The organism is Streptomyces sp. NPDC093065 (assembly GCF_044754585.1).
Taxonomy (GTDB): Bacteria; Actinomycetota; Actinomycetes; order Streptomycetales; family Streptomycetaceae; genus Streptomyces.
This window is the reverse complement of record NZ_JBIVPJ010000036.1, coordinates 1-16,634: the sequence shown is the minus strand read 5'-3', so window position 1 is coordinate 16,634 and position 16,634 is coordinate 1. Positions and strand designations below refer to the sequence as shown.

The 16,634-nt window shown below is 69.0% G+C and carries 15 protein-coding genes and 6 pseudogenes; 9 read left to right on the top strand and 12 right to left on the bottom strand.

Features of this window, described 5'->3' with window-relative positions:
• Nucleotides 1–37 precede the first annotated feature (37 nt).
• The gene (locus tag ACIQFU_RS36525; protein ID WP_402557501.1) at nt 38–532 is read left to right on the top strand and encodes a hypothetical protein; all 495 of its coding nucleotides are present in this window, start codon (nt 38–40) and stop codon (nt 530–532) included.
• A 64-nt stretch (nt 533–596) separates the two neighbouring features.
• Here ACIQFU_RS36525 and ACIQFU_RS36520 read toward each other — a convergent pair.
• Nucleotides 597–1,298 (bottom strand): annotated as a pseudogene (locus ACIQFU_RS36520) (GNAT family N-acetyltransferase); the annotation flags it as partial.
• 784 nt (nt 1,299–2,082) lie between these two features.
• Nucleotides 2,083–2,661: a TetR/AcrR family transcriptional regulator gene (locus tag ACIQFU_RS36515; RefSeq protein WP_402557499.1), complete on the bottom strand. Its 579-nt coding sequence runs from the start codon at nt 2,659–2,661 to the stop codon at nt 2,083–2,085.
• Between the two features lie 92 nt (nt 2,662–2,753).
• On the opposite strand from ACIQFU_RS36515, the gene ACIQFU_RS36510 reads away from it, so the two are divergent.
• The 3 genes from ACIQFU_RS36510 (at nt 2,754) to ACIQFU_RS36500 (ending at nt 3,938) form a co-directional block, all read left to right on the top strand.
• Entirely contained in the window at nt 2,754–3,200 is a 447-nt protein-coding gene (locus tag ACIQFU_RS36510) for an anthrone oxygenase family protein (RefSeq protein WP_402557498.1), read from the top strand.
• A gap of 112 nt (nt 3,201–3,312) precedes the next feature.
• Entirely contained in the window at nt 3,313–3,567 is a 255-nt protein-coding gene (locus ACIQFU_RS36505; RefSeq protein ID WP_402557497.1) for a CopG family transcriptional regulator, read from the top strand.
• Nucleotides 3,564–3,938: a PIN domain-containing protein gene (locus tag ACIQFU_RS36500; RefSeq protein ID WP_402557496.1), complete on the top strand. Its 375-nt coding sequence runs from the start codon at nt 3,564–3,566 to the stop codon at nt 3,936–3,938. The genes ACIQFU_RS36505 and ACIQFU_RS36500 overlap by 4 nt, the downstream gene beginning before the upstream one ends.
• A gap of 46 nt (nt 3,939–3,984) precedes the next feature.
• On the opposite strand, the pseudogene ACIQFU_RS36495 reads toward ACIQFU_RS36500, so the two are convergent.
• Nucleotides 3,985–4,642 (bottom strand): annotated as a pseudogene (locus ACIQFU_RS36495) (GNAT family N-acetyltransferase).
• A gap of 116 nt (nt 4,643–4,758) precedes the next feature.
• Here ACIQFU_RS36495 and ACIQFU_RS36490 point away from each other — a divergent pair.
• Nucleotides 4,759–6,009: pseudogene (locus tag ACIQFU_RS36490) on the top strand (IS256 family transposase).
• Between the two features lie 53 nt (nt 6,010–6,062).
• Nucleotides 6,063–6,302 carry a DNA-binding protein gene (locus ACIQFU_RS36485; RefSeq protein WP_402557495.1) on the top strand — a complete coding sequence of 80 codons (240 nt, stop codon included), beginning with the start codon at nt 6,063–6,065 and terminating at the stop codon, nt 6,300–6,302.
• Here the strand turns inward: ACIQFU_RS36485 and ACIQFU_RS36480 are convergent, their stop codons facing one another.
• The 3 genes from ACIQFU_RS36480 to ACIQFU_RS36470 all read right to left on the bottom strand — a co-directional run bounded on the left by ACIQFU_RS36480 (nt 6,303) and on the right by ACIQFU_RS36470 (nt 7,645).
• Nucleotides 6,303–6,527 (bottom strand): hypothetical protein, encoded by a 225-nt coding sequence (locus ACIQFU_RS36480; RefSeq protein ID WP_402557494.1) that lies wholly within the window; start codon nt 6,525–6,527, stop codon nt 6,303–6,305.
• Between the two features lie 269 nt (nt 6,528–6,796).
• Nucleotides 6,797–6,994 (bottom strand): hypothetical protein, encoded by a 198-nt coding sequence (locus tag ACIQFU_RS36475; protein WP_402557492.1) that lies wholly within the window; start codon nt 6,992–6,994, stop codon nt 6,797–6,799.
• A 522-nt stretch (nt 6,995–7,516) separates the two neighbouring features.
• Nucleotides 7,517–7,645: a hypothetical protein gene (locus ACIQFU_RS36470; protein ID WP_402557491.1), complete on the bottom strand. Its 129-nt coding sequence runs from the start codon at nt 7,643–7,645 to the stop codon at nt 7,517–7,519.
• A gap of 22 nt (nt 7,646–7,667) precedes the next feature.
• On the opposite strand from ACIQFU_RS36470, the pseudogene ACIQFU_RS36465 reads away from it, so the two are divergent.
• A pseudogene (locus ACIQFU_RS36465) lies at nt 7,668–8,489 on the top strand (IS256 family transposase); the annotation flags it as partial.
• 92 nt (nt 8,490–8,581) lie between these two features.
• Here the strand turns inward: ACIQFU_RS36465 and ACIQFU_RS36460 are convergent.
• Both ACIQFU_RS36460 and ACIQFU_RS36455 read right to left on the bottom strand, forming a co-directional pair.
• Nucleotides 8,582–8,944, bottom strand: coding sequence for a bifunctional DNA primase/polymerase (locus tag ACIQFU_RS36460; RefSeq protein ID WP_402557489.1), 363 nt, complete (start codon nt 8,942–8,944; stop codon nt 8,582–8,584).
• Nucleotides 8,945–9,104: 160 nt separating this feature from the next.
• Complete coding sequence (locus tag ACIQFU_RS36455; protein ID WP_402557487.1) at nt 9,105–10,061, bottom strand: IS701 family transposase; 957 nt, start codon at nt 10,059–10,061, stop codon at nt 9,105–9,107.
• Between the two features lie 146 nt (nt 10,062–10,207).
• On the opposite strand from ACIQFU_RS36455, the gene ACIQFU_RS36450 reads away from it, so the two are divergent.
• Nucleotides 10,208–10,786, top strand: coding sequence for a GNAT family N-acetyltransferase (locus tag ACIQFU_RS36450; protein WP_402557486.1), 579 nt, complete (start codon nt 10,208–10,210; stop codon nt 10,784–10,786).
• A gap of 571 nt (nt 10,787–11,357) precedes the next feature.
• On the opposite strand, the gene ACIQFU_RS36445 is transcribed toward ACIQFU_RS36450, so the two are convergent.
• On the bottom strand, nt 11,358–12,446 hold the full coding sequence (locus tag ACIQFU_RS36445; protein WP_402557485.1) for a DUF5937 family protein: 1,089 nt from the start codon (nt 12,444–12,446) through the stop codon (nt 11,358–11,360).
• 233 nt (nt 12,447–12,679) lie between these two features.
• Between ACIQFU_RS36445 and ACIQFU_RS36440 the strand changes: the two genes are divergently transcribed.
• Nucleotides 12,680–13,207 carry a GNAT family N-acetyltransferase gene (locus tag ACIQFU_RS36440; protein WP_402557484.1) on the top strand — a complete coding sequence of 176 codons (528 nt, stop codon included), beginning with the start codon at nt 12,680–12,682 and terminating at the stop codon, nt 13,205–13,207.
• A gap of 411 nt (nt 13,208–13,618) precedes the next feature.
• Here ACIQFU_RS36440 and ACIQFU_RS36435 read toward each other — a convergent pair.
• From ACIQFU_RS36435 to ACIQFU_RS36425, 3 genes and pseudogenes are all read right to left on the bottom strand, one after another.
• Nucleotides 13,619–13,897: pseudogene (locus ACIQFU_RS36435) on the bottom strand (IS701 family transposase); the annotation flags it as partial.
• Between the two features lie 38 nt (nt 13,898–13,935).
• Nucleotides 13,936–15,035: pseudogene (locus tag ACIQFU_RS36430) on the bottom strand (DNA primase); the annotation flags it as partial.
• A 61-nt stretch (nt 15,036–15,096) separates the two neighbouring features.
• Nucleotides 15,097–16,128 (bottom strand): bifunctional DNA primase/polymerase, encoded by a 1,032-nt coding sequence (locus ACIQFU_RS36425; RefSeq protein ID WP_402557483.1) that lies wholly within the window; start codon nt 16,126–16,128, stop codon nt 15,097–15,099.
• Nucleotides 16,129–16,634: the final 506 nt, after the last annotated feature.

Sequence of the window (16,634 nt, the reverse complement as noted above, 5' to 3'; positions counted from 1 at the left end):
CCTTCCGCCCGTACCGTGCCGTTCGGAGTTGAGCACGATGACCCTTCACAGCAACCGGCGGGGGAACGCCGACCGGCCGCTCCAGGCCGTGCGGTCCCTGCCCGGACACCGGCCCCGCACCGCGCGGGTCGGCCCGCCCGCACTCACCCTGGTCCAGGGCCGCGCCCCCTCCCGTACCCCGGTCGCGCTGAGCGGCGTCGCCCGCTCACCCATGCCGGCCGGCGTGCGCGGTGCCGTCGTGACCTCGGTGGACAAGGGCCCCGGGCGCACCTTCCAGGTCGCCTGGTCGTCCCTCGACGCGCCCGCCCGCATCCCGCCGGGCCGCATCCGCCTCTCCTGGGCACCGGCCGGCGAGGGCCTCATGGACGTCGAGGCCCGTCTGGGCCTGCCGGGCGCCGAGGTCCTGCTGGCCCACTGGCCGGGGCTGCGCGGCGACTGGCCGGACGTCGTGCGCCCCACCGTCGCCGAGGTGAGGGAACTGCACTCCGCCCTCAGACTGGCCACCGTGGTGCTCGACCGCCTCACCGACTGAACGCCGCACTCGCCGCGCGTCGGCGCCGGGGGCTGGTCCGGGCGCCGGGGATCAGCGCCCGGGATCAGCCCTTCAGGCCGTAGAAGCGCATCGGTGAGTTCGGCTTGAAACCGATACGCGGGTACGGGGGCGCCCCGGCGGCGGTCGCGTGCAGCGTGGCACGGGTCAGGCCGGTGGCGCGGGCCCCCTCGTGCAGCGCCTTGCGTGTCACCGCCTCGCCGTACCCGCGGCGTTCCCACCGCGGATCGGTGGCGACGAGCACCACGAACAGCCGGCCCTCCGCCTCCACGGTCGCCGCACACGTCACCGGGACGCCGTCCCGCAGGCCGAGGTAGGCGTGCACCCGGTCCTTCCACAGCGAGGAGCCGACGAGACCGTCGCGGCCGTCCTCCAGGGCGAACCCGTAGGCCCGCGAGTTGAGGTCCGCGTACGCCCGCAGGTGTGCGTCGGTGCTCACGCGTACGAACGTCAGGTCGGGATGGGCCGGATCGGGCACGTGCAGCAGGTCGCCGGCCATGCCGGTGCCGGGGAAGGCGTGTTCGAGGCCGGCCCGCTCCGCCGCGTCGGTCAGCGCGGCGAGCGCCGCGTCGTCCAGGAGGCCCTCGAAGACCCAGAGGAAACCGGGCCGCTTCTTCGAGCGCATGATGTCCGCCGCCCGGCGCACACGTTGCCCGACGAGTTCCGCGCCCGCGCCGACGTCGGTCAGGGTGACGCAGTTCCAGAAGGCGAACCGGCAGTCCGCCCAGCGGACGGCGACGCCCGGCAGGTGTGGTCTGGCCGTGCGGTCGGGGAGCGGAAACTCCTGGATCCCGCCATCTGGCGAGATCCTGCCGATCTGGCCCGCCGTGATCTCAACGAACCACAGGGCGGCGCCGTCGCCGGTGATGCCCACGGGTGCAGCGCCGGGGGTGGGGAGCGGGTGCACCGCGATGTCTCCGTGGACGGTGATGCGGCCGACGGCGTTCGCCTGGTTGAGGGTGAACCAGAGGGCCCCGTCGGGGCCTGCGGTGATCGCCGAGGGGAAGGCACCCGCTCGGGGGAGGACGAACTCGGTGATCTCTCCCTTGCCGGTGATCCGGCCGATGCGGTCGGTGTTCATCTCCGTGAACCACATCGCATCGTCCGGGTCGGCGGTGATACCGAAGGGTCCGCTGCCGGGTGTCGGTACGGGGAAGGACTCCGTTTCACCGTCTGCGGTGACGCGGCCGATCCGGTGATCCCGGGACCGTGTGAACCACAGTGCTCCGTCGGGTCCGGGGGCAATGACCGCGGGGCGGCACTCGGACGAGTCCAGGGGGTACTCGCTGAGCTCGCCGTCGGGGGTGAGACGCGCGATGCGGCCACTGTGCGCGAAGGTGAGCCACAGCGCACCGTCGGGTCCGGCCGCGATGCCGTACGGCCCGGCTTCCTTGTCCGCCACGGAGATCTCCCTGATGGACGGGGCGTCAGAATGCTGCACAGCGACTCCTTGCGGGGTGGGATCAGTCGGCGTTCCCGACCGGTGCCGCAGCGTGGTGTCCACTGCCGTGGACAGAGAGCACGCGGCGGTGTCAGACCACGGCGAGCCGGTCCACCAGCAGGTCCACCCTCTGCGTGGCGTCCTGCGGCAGCAGCCGGCCCGCCCGGGTCAGGGTCGCGAGGCCGTGCAGGGACGACCAGAACACCTCGGTGAACAGCCCCGGGTGGACACCGTCCCCGGCGACCTCGCCCAGGCTCTCCAGCAGCGCGGCGAATGCGTCCTTCAGCGGCTCCGGGGTGTCCTCCTGCGCGTACGCCAGGCCGCCGTCGAGCTGGAACAGGGCGTCGTAGACCGCCGAGTTGCGTGCGGCGAAGTCGAGGTAGGCGCGGGCGAGCGCGGCGACCCGCTCGCGCGGACCGTTTGCGGCGGAGGTCGCGGCACGCACCGCCGCGGCCAGCTCGGCAGCGCCCTGGAGGGCGACGGCGCCGATGATCTCCCGCTTGCCGCGGAAGTGGCTGTAGAGGACGGGCTGGCTGTACTCGATGCGCTCGGCGAGCCGGCGGGTGGTGACCGCGTCCCAGCCCTGCTGCTCGGCGAGTTCACGGGCGGTCGCCACGATGAGGCGCTCGCGCTCCGCCCGTTCGCGCTGCTTGCGTTCCTGTACCGACATGACTCCGATCCTAGCATCGCTAGACAATCGAGCGACAGAAGTATTAGCGTCGCCTCACCATCTAGCAGCGCTAGATCCCGGGAGGGATCATCATGCTCAACGCACTCGAGGTGTTCACCACCGTGATCGTCGGCCTGATGGTGGGGGTGGAGTTCTGCGTCGCCTTCGTCATGAGCCGGATCTTCAACGCCCTTCCCGAGGACAGCGACCAGCTCGCCCGTGCCCACGGGGGCCGGATGCTCGGCGCCCTCATGCCGTTCTGGTACGTCGGCTCGCTCGTCCTCAGCGCGATCTGGGTCATGGCCGGATGGGGCCGCCCCGGCACCGGACTCGTCGTCGTCGGCGCCGCGCTGCTGATCGTGAGCGTGATCATGTCGCTCCTGCTGCTCGTCCCGATCAACAACCAGGGCAAGACGTGGACCCCCGAGAACCGGCCCGCGGACTGGAAGGAGCAGATGAACCGCTGGGACCGCTACCACTACGCCCGCGTCGCCGTCATCGTCGCCGCCTTCGCCTTCCTGGTCACCGCGCTCGTCTGAGGCCGATTCCGACAAGGAGCGGAACAATGCCGCTGAAGAAGATCAACACCGTCCTGGCCGCCGCCTGTTCGCCCCCGTTCACTCCTGTTCTACCGGCGGTAGAATCGGTGGCATGAGCAAGCCGACGAGTATCAAGACCAGCGAGGACGTGCGCGACCGGCTGCGTGTCCTGGCCGAGGAACGGGGCACGACGATCACCGAGCTGCTGGAAGAGCTCGCCTCTCGTGAGCTCACGCAGTCCGAGCGGGAGGAGCGCGCCGCCGAGGCGGCCCGTGAGCTCGGCGTGGAGTACAGCGAGCAGGTCCGGCAGACCGGCCAGGACGCCTGGGCGAGGATCCGCGCCCACCAGGGCGGCGCCGCCGCGTGAACCTGACGGCCGTCCTGGACCACACCGCCCTGGCCGCCCTGTACCGGGCGGATCCCTTCTTCACCGGCCTCTACATCGAGGCATCACGCGGCACCGGCCGCGTCATCATCCCGTCCCTGGCCGTCGTGGGCGCCGAGCGGGAGACCGCCGGCGCCGGCCGGCACGCGGCATCCCTGCGGTTCGCGGAGAGCGTTCCGTTCAGCGCCGCGCACGCCGCCGACGCGATGGGCTGGCCCGGCGTGGACTGGCCCGTCGCCCACGCGGCGGCGATCGCCTGGAACGCCGTCAAGGCGGGCGAGCCCCTCACCGTCCTGTCGCTCGCGCCCGACCTGTACACGGGCACCGGAATCACCCCGCTCAACCCCACCTGAGCGCCGCCTGAGAGCCGCCGGCGACGCCGGCCGGCGGTGAGGACCCTCACCCGGCCCCCGACGCGCCGTACGAGAATCCGTACCCGGCGAAGTCGCCGACGCGGACGTACCCCAGGCGCTGGTAGAGGGCGTTGCTGGTGGGGTTGTCCGGGTCCGTGAACAGGACCACGTCCGTCGCCCCCGCGGCCCCGGAGAGGGGCCGGGGTGGAGACGGGGTCCACCCGGACCATGCCGCCGACGACCGAGGTCGAGGCAGCCATCGACACGGGGGTGCCGTTGGGGGTCTCCCAGAACGTGAAGTGCCGGTCGCCGAAACGCGAGTCCGCGAAGGAACCGGCGTCGATCAGGCCGATGGAGTGCTGCTCCCCGACGTCGACACAGAACTCACGGCACCAGCGGATGACTTGCTCACGGTCCGTCCCACCCGTGAGGCGCCCCTGGCCCTCCGGGCACGGCCGCGGTGGGGTGAGCGTGCCGAGCCGGTACAGATGCGTCCGCCAGAAGAGCACCGACGGCACGCCCGTGTGCCCCTGCCATGCCCCGGCGAACGCACGAGCGGTGGCGCGGTCCGCGACGACGTGGGCGGGAGAGTGACCGAGACCGGCCAGACGAGCAGCGAGGGCCCCGGTCTGCTCGGCGGACAGGGGCGTAAGACCCAGTCGTCCCGAGGGAGTGAGGTAGAAGACGGCGCGGACCTGGAGCAATGCTCATGACTTGTGGATCGGCCTCGGATTGGACGCGAAGGGCGTACCTTCCCGAGTGATCGACTTCTGGTCATCGAGTAGGCCGACGTTGCACCGTCGGTCGGGAAGGCACGCCCGTGCTGAGCGTAGTGAATACCGACGGAACGACCGAGACCGGCTCCCTGATCGACGACATCGTCCGGGAGGGCGCGAGGCGGATGCTGGCCGCCGCACTGGAAGCCCGAAGTCAACGCCTATATCGTCGAGTTGGCCGGCCATCGGGATGAGCACGGGCGCCGTCTGGTGGTCCGCAACGGCTACCACCAGGCGAGGAAGGTCACGATCGCGGCCGGGGCGATCGAAGTGAAGGCCCCGCGGGTCAACGACAAGCGCGTCGATGAGAGCACGGCGAGCGCAAGCGGTTCTCCTCAACGATCCTGCCGCCGTGGTGCCGCAAGTCCCCGAAGATAAGCGAGGTGCTGCCCCTGCTCTATCTGCACGGCCTGTCCTCCGGCGACTTCGTGCCCGCCCTGGAGCAGTTCCTCGGCTCGGCGGCTGGCCTCTCACCGGCGACGGTCACCCGCCTCACCCAGCAATGGCAGGCCGATCACGCCGCGTTCGGCGAGCGCGATCTGTCCACCAGCGACTACGTCTACGTCTGGGCCGACGGCATTCACCTGCGCATACGCCTGCGCGAGGCGAAGTCGTGCGTGCTCGTGCTGATGGGCGTGCGCGCGGACGGCACCAAAGAGCTGATCGCCATGAACGACGGCTACCGCGAATCCGCCGACTCGTGGGCCGACCTGCTGCGGGACTGTGCACGCCGGGGCATGCGCGCTCCCCTCCTCGCCATCAGCGACGGCGCACTCGGGTTCTGGAAAGCTCTGGCCGAGGCATTCCCCGAGACCCGGCATCAGAGGTGCTGGGTTCACAAGATCGCCAACGTCGCGAACGCCCTGCCGAAATCCGCCCAGCCCGGCGCGAAGAAGGCCCTGCAGGAGATCTACAACGCCGAGGACCGCGACCACGCGCTCAAGGCCGTCGCCGGGTTCGCCAAGACCTACGGCGCGAAGTTCCCCAAGGCCGTCAAGAAGATCACCGACGACATCGACGAGCTGCTGGCGTTCTACGACTTCCCCGCCGAGCACTGGATCCACCTGCGGACGACCAACCCGATCGAGTCGACCTTCGCCACTGTCCGCCTGCGGACCAAGGTCACCCGGGGCGCCGGCAGTCCGGCCGCCGCCTTGGCCATGGTCTTCAAGCTCGTCGAGTCTGCCCAGCAGCGGTGGCGAGCTGTGAACGCACCCCACCTCGTCGCTCTCGTCCGCGCCGGAGCCCGCTTCGAACGCGGCCTCCTGGTGGAGCGGCCGAAGGCGGCGGCGTGATGTGGCAGGGGCGGTCGTGGTCGCGAGAAGACCGCGGCTACGTTCTGCTCAAGGTGGACACCGTCGAAGACGACGCCTGGATGTCCCAGCCAGAAGCCGCCCGCCACCTGGGCGTCACGCTCATCCGGGTCGGGATGCTCCTCGCCAACCGCCGCCTGATACCGGCGGAGAACCCGGCCGGCCAGGCTGGAGTCACAGTCGCCAGCGTTCAAGCCGAGGAAACCTGGCGAGCGAACGCGAAAGGGAGGGCGAAGTTCGCTCGCCTCCTGAAGGACACGATCAACTGGTTCTGATCACTGAGCCACAAGTCTTGACGATAGCTCGCGGACCTGACCCTCCGACTCCAGCCGGCCGAAAACGGCGCTGCCGGTGCGGCGGCCGGCCGCCCCGCCGTTCCGCAGCTTCTCGATGTCCGTCAGCGGCGTGTTGTGCAGGGCGGCGCGTGAGCGGAGGAAGTCCCTGGCTCGGGCGAGGAAGCCGTCGACGTCTTGGGTGAGGTGCCAGCAGTCCGGGAGCATGCTTCATGGTCGGTCGGCGCACGGGGAGGCAACAGTGAAGTGCCCGGACATGGCGCGCGATGCACGCCTGAGAGCCCACGGCGCGGTCTCCGCATCCCTCGCCTCGTACAGTGACCAGGCCCTGCACGAGCTCCTGAACACGACCTGGAGCGGCGACCCGGGCACGTCCTGTCCACGGCGAACCTGTTCGATCTGATGCACCACTGGCGTGTACTGCCGGACTCGACCCCACTGCCCGAGGAACTGGCCGACGCCGAACGGGCCGTCGCCTACTGGGCCGGCGCACCGCAGGTGCGCAGGCGGATCCACGCCCTCCAGCGGGCCTCGGCGAGCGCCGCGCTCTTCCTGGAGTACATTCCGCAGAACCTGCACCAGTGGCTCGGTGCCCAGGTCGAAGCGGGAGATGAGAGCACCGACCGGGCGTCCGTCATGGTGGAGTCGGCGCTGGAGACCGGCACCTCGTTCATGAACAGCCGCGGGCTCCTGCACTTCGACGCCCACTTCGAGAACATCCTGACCGATGGCCGACGCCTCTACTTCGCGGACTTCGGCCTCGCCCTGTCGCCGGCCGAGACCGCCTTTTTCGACCGGCATCAGACCTACGACTGCTCGTACACCCACCGCCACGTATCTGGTCAACTGGCTCGTCACCGCTCTGCACGGCTGCTCGAAGCAGGACCGGGAAGGCCGCCACGCCCTGGTGCGGGCCTACGCCGAAGACCGGCGCCCTCCAGGCCTCCCGGAGGCGACCGAGGCGCTCCTCGCCCGCAACGCTCCCGCAGCTGCTGTGATGTCCGACTTCATCAGCCGACTCCGGGAGCGAAGCAGACAGACTCCGTACCCGCGTTGAGCACAGCTGATCACTGCTTTGTGGTGTGCGGGAGCTTGGTGTCCGGCTGCTTCGGCGGGGGTGGGTGGGGTCCAGGCAGACGTGATCGTCCTCGGGCCCGCCGGCTGTGTGCATCCTGCGGCCCGGATGTCGGTCCATGTCACCCGGCGGTGATCGTGTAGGCGACGGATACGGTGCCCCGGATGCCGCAGAGCGTCACGACGGGGTGAGCCGTCCGGTTGTCGTGCTGTATCGCCACCCAGGTTGTCTGCCGGAATTCCCTTCCCATTGCGTCTCCTAGGCACCGTCTGATGACTGACGTGACGAGTGGCACCGAGGCTGGGAAGGCCGTTGTGAGCGGGACGGGCGCCGTGGATGACGGGCTGGTCGCCGAGTTGGTTGCCCGGGCTCAGGCCGGCGGGGTGAAGCTCACCGGGGAGGGCGGCCTCCTGCAGCAGTTGACCAAGCGGGTGCTGGAGTCCGCGCTGGAGGGCGAACTCACCGATCATCTGGGGCACAAGCCCGGTGAGCGGGCCGAGGGCGGCCGGGAGAACTACCGCAACGGGCACCGGTCCAAGACGGTGATCACCGAGTCTGGGCCGGTCGAGATCGCGGTGCCGCGGGACAGGGCCGGGGCGTTCGAGCCGCAGCTGGTCAAGAAGCGTCAGCGGCGTCTGGGCGGGGTGGACGAGATGGTCCTGTCGTTGTCGGCGAAGGGGCTGACGCACGGGGAGATCTCCGCACATCTCGCTGAGGTGTACGGCGCGGAGATCTCCAAGTCCACGATCTCCACGATCACCGACAGCGTGATGGCCGGCATGACGGAATGGCAGAACCGTCCGCTGGACAGCGTCTACCCGGTCGTCTTCATCGACTGTGTGAACGTGAAGGTCAGGGACGGGCAGGTCGCCAACCGGCCTGTCTATATGGCGGTGGCGGTCACCGCCGAGGGGCACCGGGACATCCTGGGTCTGTGGATCGGCGACGGCGGGGAGGGTGCGAAGTACTGGCTCCAGGTCCTGACCGAGATCAAGAACCGTGGCGCGTCCGATGTCCTTGTGCTGGTCTGCGATGGCCTGACCGGGCTCCCGGACGCCGTTAACACGGTCTGGCCTGCGACGATCGTGCAGAGCGGCGAGAACGGCGAGGGTGTGAAAGCCGTTGGCAAGACCTAGAGGTCGACCTGGTCGCTGACGGGAATGCCGGGCAGGATCCGGTCGCGTGCCTAGGGTTCAGTGCCGTGGGCGTCGATGTCAATGACTACCAGGCTGGCCAGGCCGCAGGAGACGCCGGTGCCGAACTCCGGGTGCTGCCCCCACCACTGCTGGATGCTGCCCTGATTCAGGGTGGCCGCGTGAAAGCTGTGGCACCAGCGGCCGATTCGGAGGCAGGGACAGTTGGACGGTGTGTGCACTGCCACGGCAGTTGCTGCAGTTCGCAGCTGGTGTCTTACGGCCTGGCGCAAGGGGGTGGACGGGCCAGCCTCGGCGGGCGCACGCCCGGGCTGTGGCAAGGGACGGAGCGGCTGAAGGGACAGGGATGGCAGGGTTCTTTGAGCCGCTGAGGAAAACTGCAGCTCAACAGGCATTTGCACCCCCTATCAGCGACTGAAGCGACTCGACAACGGACACACCCTGTAGTGCTTGGTCAGGTCGGTGCGGGGTTGGGGATGTCGCGGTGACAGGTGGGGCGGGCGCCGGTCCAGAGTGCGGGGAGTAACTGCACTTCGCGGACGACTCGGTAGAGGCTCAGGCCGACGCCGTCTCTTTTGGGGAGCGGCCCAGCCGTTGGAGGGTGCAGAAGGCGTGGGCGACGGAGACGAGGGTGACGTGGTGGTGCCAGCCGGGCCAGGTGCGGCCTTCGAAGTGGGCCAGGCCGAGGGCTTGTTTCATCTCCCGGTAGTCGTTCTCGATGCGCCAGCGGAGCTTCGCGGTGCGCACGAGGACGGGCAGCGGGGTGTTCTCGGGCAGGTTGGAGAGCCAGAACTGCACGGGTTCGTCTTCGGCGGCGGGCCATTCGGTCAGCAGCCAGCGCACCGGCAGTTCGGTGCCGGCCGTGGCCTTGCGGATCTCGCGTCCGGCGGGCCTGATCCGCAGGGCGACGAACCGCGAGTACATGCGCTTGTGGCCACTGCGGCCGCTGCCGGGCCGTGAGCCCTCTCGCCACTGCACCGGCCGGGCGGACCCCGCGCACGAGGTGCGGCGGGCCACCTTCACCGGATCGGCCTTCGATGCGGCGGGATCCCAGCTCTCAGGCAGGAACAGTCGCCAGTTCACCGCTGCAGAGGCGTTGTGGGAGGCCAGGTGCAGCGAGACCCCGGCCTGACAGTTGGTGACCTTACCCGCGGTGCCGGTGTACTGCCTGGTCACGCACGCGGACGCTCCGCCGTCCTTGAGGAACCCGGTGTCATCGATGATCAGCGCGGTGGGCTTGTTGACCGGCTGCATCCGCCAGGCCAGGCGGGCCCGGACATGCGCCGCATCCCACGGGCTGGTGGTGACGAAGTGGGCCAGGGCCTGCCGGTTACCGTCCTCGCCCAGGCGGGCGGCCATCGGCTCCACCGATTTCCGGCCGCCGTCCAGCAGCAGTCCGCGCAGATAGACCTCGCCCCACCGACGCTGTTCCGCCCGCGCGAACGGCTCGAACATCTCCGCCGCGAAGTCCTCCAGATCACACCGGACCGCGGCCAACTCCTCACCCAGCACACCCGATCAACGACACAACAGATCAAGCGGACACACCACCATCGAGAGAACCTGACCAAGCACTACTAGGAGCGTGCGTCAGCAACGGCTTGGCTGCTGTCGAAGAGGGGTTTCAGCTGGGCACTGTGTTGGTTAGGCTGCTGGTCATGAATCCGCCGTCGCCATCCAGCGGTGTGCATGCCGAGCTCGCGGTCCTTGGCGCCGGGGAGCTGGTCTCCGATCCGGAGCTGGAGGCCGAGTTCGTGGAGTCGGCGCACCGAATCCTGGCCACCCTGGTCCGTGGAGGTGCCGCGCTGGGCTGGATCAATCCGCCCTCCCGGGATGACGTGGCGGAGTTGCTCGGCCAGGTCGTTGCTGCGGTGCCGGCCGGGGACGCGGCCTTGCGTGTCGCCTACCTGGACCGACGGCTTGTCGGGTTGGGGTATTGGCTCCGCTACGGCCGACCGACCCACCGGCCGCACGCTGATCTGGAGAAGATCGCGGTCGATGCTGCCGCCCACGGTCGTGGTGTAGGTCGGGCATTGACGAGCGCCCTGATCGCTGACGCCCGTGAAGCGGGAATCGAGGTCCTCACTCTGGACGCCCGTGGCGACAACGCCGGCGCCCTGCACCTCTACCGGTCGCTGGGCTTCACCAAGTACGGACGTCTGCCCGACTTCGTCGCCTTCGGCGAACGTCGCTACGACAAGGTCTTCTACATGCTGGACTTCCGCCGGCAGCGCTGACCGCCCGACAGGGAAAAGCCTGGCACGACCCGCTGGCGACTTCGCGATCTTTATACGGGATGATCACGATGTATGTGGTGACGATGGACTGTTCGAGGTCGAGCCGGTCGACGGGAAAGGCCCCCGAGCCGCCCGACGGCGGTGGACAAGACGTTCCAGACCGTCGATCCGCACCAGGTGCTACTGGGGGCGGAGGCCTACCAGCGGCCACTCGATGCCTCCACCCGCTCGTTCAACTACGCGTACCAGTTCGCCCACCTGCAGTGCGAGGCGGGCCGGGCCGCGCACAAGCTGCTGCTGGCCGGCTCCCCCAGGCGTGGGAGGCCAGCGGCGAACTCATCGGCGTGCTGCACGGCGTACGGCTGTACGGCACGGGTCCGGCCGTGGCGGGCACGGGAGCGAAGTCGCGGTCAAGGTCGCGAGCGAGGTCTCGGAGGCGGTCGCGGGCACGGGCGCTGCGAGAGGGCGATCGCGGTTGAGGGCGCGCGTTGCGCGTTAGCCTCAGTCGATGATCCCTGCACGTCAACAGGACGTCGCCCACTGCCGGGGTGTGACTGAGGTGGTTCAGGCTTCAGGCCCCGGCGCTCAGCGCGGCGAGGGCAGTGGCGATCCGGTCAAGACGTGCGGGCTCAAGGGAGTAGAGGACGTAGTAGCCCTCGCGGCGGGTGGTGGTAATTCCTGCTCGGTTGAGCTGATGCAGGTGGCGGGAGATCACGGAGGGGGACAGGCCGAGGAGGGTGGAGAGTTCCCTGGTGGTGCGGCTCTGGGCGGCGAGGTGGGTCACAATCTGCAGACGCGGTGCGGCGGCCAGCGACCGTAGCGCGGTAAGCATGTCGTCCTGGCTGGTGGGGCGGACGGCAGGAGCGAGGGGCAGGGCGGGGTAGGTGATCCGCAAGGGCCAGGGGTTGTCGCACGTGACGCGGACGTGAGGCCAGACGTAGTGGCTGGCGGTGAACGTCACGGGGTGTTCGCGGGTGATGGTGATGTCGTGATCGTGCGGGCGATCGAGACGCAGGGTCCGTCTGCCGGGGTCGACACGGATCTGGGGGGCGAGGGTGCGGAGCATCGAGAACAGGCCCTCGTGGGCGATCCGGGCGCCTGCGCGGCCGATCGACTCGTACAGGGAGGGTTCGATGCGCCCCCACTCGTCGGCGAAGGCAGTGCCCCAGTAGTCCTCCAGCACAGTGAGCGCGTCCTGCAGGACGGCGAGGGGGTCAGTGAGGATGCCATCCAGCCGCGCCGCCCTGGTGGTGTCGGTCTGGCGAAGCTCGTTGAGGACCGCATCGCGGACGCTGGGGTCCTCGACGAGCCGGTGTCCGGCGTAGCGGGCGGTGTCGATGAGGGTTTGCGCAAGTTCGGCGGCCAGCAGGGCGGGCGGCAGTGCCCGTACGGCCGCAAGCTGACCCGCGAAGTCGGCGTCGTGATCACCGGCGCGGCTTTCGAAGAACGCGGGGATGTAGTCGGCCACGACGAAGGCGTGCTCGCGCATCCGCCGGCGCAGGTCAGCGGGCACCCGGCGGCATCGCCGTACCCAGGGCACGTGCAAGGCATGATGTCCGGGACCGGTCAGCACATGCCAGGAGTGGACGGCTTCGAGCAACGGCGAGACGGAGAAGGAGACATCCTCCTCGCCCGCCTCGGTGAAGCGCAGGGTGATCACGGTTGCAGGATTTCACAATCAGTTGATCGGCTCTCGCCACGTCGGCCAAGCTCAATCACGGGCCGCCTGACCACGTGGGCTTGTCCTGGGCGCCCTCCGCCCGTCGACATTGGCCCGGCGCCGTGCCTGATCGACACCACGGTCACCGAACCCCGTCCGGCTCGTCTAGGCGCGGCTGTGACTACGTTTTTTCTCTTCACATCAGGAAGTCTCACGACAGGATGATGGACAGGATGGCACTCGATTTCCGCCGGGCCGACACCGCTGACACCGTGATAGCCCAGGACGCGTATCGCCGAATCCTCAAGCACCTCGCCGAGAACGTCGACTTCCCGCACTGGCACACCGAGAACCATCCGACCTCCGAAGAGGTTCGAGACTGGATCGGCGCCGGGGAGCTGTACCTGGCCACCACCGGCGAGGGGATCGCCGGGGTCGTCGTCCTCAACCACGAGGCACCCGACGCCTACCAAACGGCCGAATGGTCTGTGAACGCCACCGACGACGAGGTGCTGGTGGTACACAAGCTCGGTGTTGTTCCCGACCACCTCGGCCAAGGAGTTGCCCGTCACCTGGTGCACTCGGCCGTCGAGGAGGCGAGAGCCCAAGGCTGCCGAGCCCTTCGGCTCGACACGTACGTCGAGAACACCCCCGCCCGTGAGCTGTACCGGCTTTACGGGTTCACAGACCTGGGTGAGCACGTGCTCCACTACGAAGGAACCGACCTCAATCGCTTCCACCTGTTCGAGCTGCTGATCTGACTACTGGACCGCTGCCGTCCGCAGGCGGTGGTCGACCGGACGGTTTGACCTTCCCGCACGGGTACCGGTCGGGGCGCACGAATCGAGGCGGCATCTGGGGCCCCGAACCAGCACTGGACCCGCAACTCGAGCCCACCACGCATGCGCACCCCGGGCTGGGGTCTGGACGAAGACCGCCGACGAGATCCTCGACAAAGTCGCCGCCTACTGCCGACGAATCTCTGACTCAGGGCACTAGTACTCCAGCAGCGTTTCGCTATCTGGCCTGGTCAGAGGCATCGTCGGGAGTGTAGTTGGCTGCTGGCACGTCAGGGGCGGTCTTGCCGGACCGCCCCTCCAACGAATGACATCGTCGTCGGTAGTGACAGTGCCCGGCCACGGCCTGACGCCTTCGCCGCCATCGCGGTCAACTCAGCGCATAGATGCGAAGGGGCGGGCGGGGCCGGTAGGCGGGGTCAGTTGCCAGCAGCCGACGGACTTCTGCCACGGTGAGCGAGACCATGGTGGAACCGTTTCTGCGTCCCCCTTTGCCGCCGTGACCGCGAGAAAGGCATGCGCGAGCATGGCCAGGGTGATGTGCCTCATCCATCCGACATAGCGGCGGACTTCGTACTGGTCGAGGCCGCACTCGTTCTTCGCCGCCTGGAAGCACTCCTCGATCGCCCACCGACGTCCGGCAACGCGCACGAGCTGGTCGACGTCGGCTCGACGCGCAGATCGGGATTGGGCAGCCAGTGCAGAATGCCGGGCCCCTCATCGCGTACGAGCTCCACCGCCAGGTTGTCGATCTTTCGGTGGTTGGGCACGACCCGCTCGAACGGGATGAGCCTCATGCGGCGCCAGAAGGCGTAGCCACCGGTGCCGACCTCGGGCCGGTGATTGCCCAGCAGCCACAGCTTGTGGGCCACGATGCGCTGACCGTGTAGTTCGGTCAGCTCGGTGGAGTGCTCGGCGAACTTTCCCTTCTCCATGAGGAATCCGGGCGGGGCGGCGTTCGCGTACTCGCCGAGGATCTGGGTCATGACGTCCAGGAGTACGGACTTGCCATTGGCACCGGAGCCGTACAGGAAGGGCAGGACCTGCGCGCCGACGTCGCCGGTGATCGAGTAGCCGAGCAGGTGTGCAGGAAGCGGGTGGTCTCCTGCCCCTTCTCGTCGTCCCCGAAGGTGTCACGCAGGAAGCTGTCCCAACGCGGGATCGGCATCTTCTGCGGGGCGAGGGTCGTGGCGCGCGAGTGCATGTCGGTGACGGGGTCCGGCTTGCCCAGGTCGCCGGTCTTGAGGTCGACCACCCCGGCGGGGGTGCACAGCGCGTAGATGTCACCGTCCAGGACGTCGGGGTCGAGGCTGAGGCCGGGTGCGGCCTGGGCCTGGTGCAGGAGCGCCTTCATCCCGGCGGTGGATTGGATGCGCCTGCGGTACTGGACCAGTTCGCGGGGGCTGAAGTGCGTGGGTCGGTGTCCGGCATCTGCTCCGCCATGTCACCGGCCGCCCACAGCGTCGCCTTCTCGCCGCCGGTGCGCTTCCAGCGGTACTGGTCCCAGCAGTACCAGCCCAGGCCCTCGACGTGCCGGAAGCGGTCGCTGTAGAGGCGGGCGAACAGCTTGGCGTTGGCACGGTCGGTCAGTTCGTCGGGCAGCAGTCCCGAACAGGCTCCACCGCCGTCCGTGACGACGACGCTCGGCCCCTCGGTCTGCTGCGCAGGCAGACTGGGTTGCCCCCGGTGACGGGGCCGGGCGGCCGGCGGGCAGCTCGAGGTCGAAACTCTGCTGCTGGATCTGCTCCGCGGCGGCGACGGCGTCGAACCGGCCGCGCTCGGCGCTGCTCATGAGCGTCCTCGGGGGTGGAACGGGCGCTGAGTGCCTGCGGACAGAGAGGATTCGATGATGGTCAGATTCCGGCCCTCCTGGTGCGGGGGCGCACCAGCAAATCTCGTACGTCGGCCTCGTTCAGGTGTCCACCCTGAACCAGTCCTCCGGCAGCGTAGGCGGCTCGGTTCAGTTTCTCGGTGAAGCTCGCCCCTTCGGGAGTCGCCGCGCACCGTGCCGCCTCGTCGAGGAGTGGGTCCAGGATGCGTGCGGCCGACTTGGCCGAGGGGCGGCGGGCCCGGGGCGGCGAGGCAGGGGCGGTCTCGGGCGGCGGAGTGTGCCCCGTGCGGGCCAACTCGGCGGCCAGCCCGTCGGGGGAGGGGAGCCGGGTGCCGGGTCTCCTCACCGGTTCGTACGCGCCCGCCGTGGTTCGGGTACTGGGGGCGACGATGTACCCGTTGTCGGACCGGACGTCGACCTGCCAGGCCAGCGCGGTCTTCGGGCTGGAACCCGTGGACGAGCGGTAGCGGGTCTGTGGGTCCGGATTGCGGTACCAGATGTGGAGTCCGCCCGAGGGGGTCCGCACCCGCAGCGTCTCCACGTCGGAAGCGGGGTTGGGCCGGCCGCGAAGCGCGGCCAGGAGCGCCAGGGTGTCGAAGCCCGTGGCGAGACCGGCGAGGTTGACCTGGGGGCCGATGGGGATGCCCGGCAGGAGCCGGGAGCGGTCGGGGACCTCGGCGGCGTGCGCGTCCACATCGATGACGACGAGGTCCGCGGGCCCACAGGACACACCTACGCCGAGCCTGGGGTGGGCGCCCCACCATGCGTCTATTCGCCCGAGGGACGTGATGGCCGCGTGGAAACCGTGACCCCAACGGCCCTCGGCGACGCACCGGCAGGTTCCCGGGGCGTGCAGGTCCCGCCTGCACGCCTCGCAGTTGGCCGCGGGAGTCTTCTGACGAGGAGCGAGGGGGTGGACCGGCCAGCCCGCCCCGGCACACCACCGGGCCACATCGACAGCACTGACCGGACCAACGGCTCTTGGAAGGGGTGGCGGGCTTGTCGCAGGCTGGCGCGCCACTGATCGTCCTTGTCGCGATTCGTCGTCAGTCATTCTCTAGCTTCAGCCCCTTCCTAAACTCCCAGTTCAGAGGGCGATTTGAACCGACCACGGGACTGAAGGGACTGAAGGGACTGAGTTTTTCATGTTGCGGCCTTGAGGCTAGCGCACCTGCTCCCGGGGCGGCGTGGGGCGCTGCCGTGTCGTGGAACTTCGGTCCCGTCAGTCCCGTGAGGAAGGGGGCCGCCGGGCGGCCGGGGCAGGGGCCGGCCGGGGCTGAGTCCCGTTCCGCTTCGGTCCCGCTTCAGTCCCGTAGACAAAACGCCAGGTCAGAGCAGGTATACTAAACGATCACGGGACTGACGGGACTGAGGGCTCCCCTTATAAGCTACGTACGTGACTGCCTTCACTAGTACACGCGTGCGCATACGCACACACGCACACGATTGAGGAGCAAGAGGGCTTAGACCGTGTCCTACGTGGAGAGGCGTCGTTGGACTCGGCATGGGGCGGGGTACGTGGAGTTGGATTGTTCCGGACGGGCTGTGGGAGATCGCGAA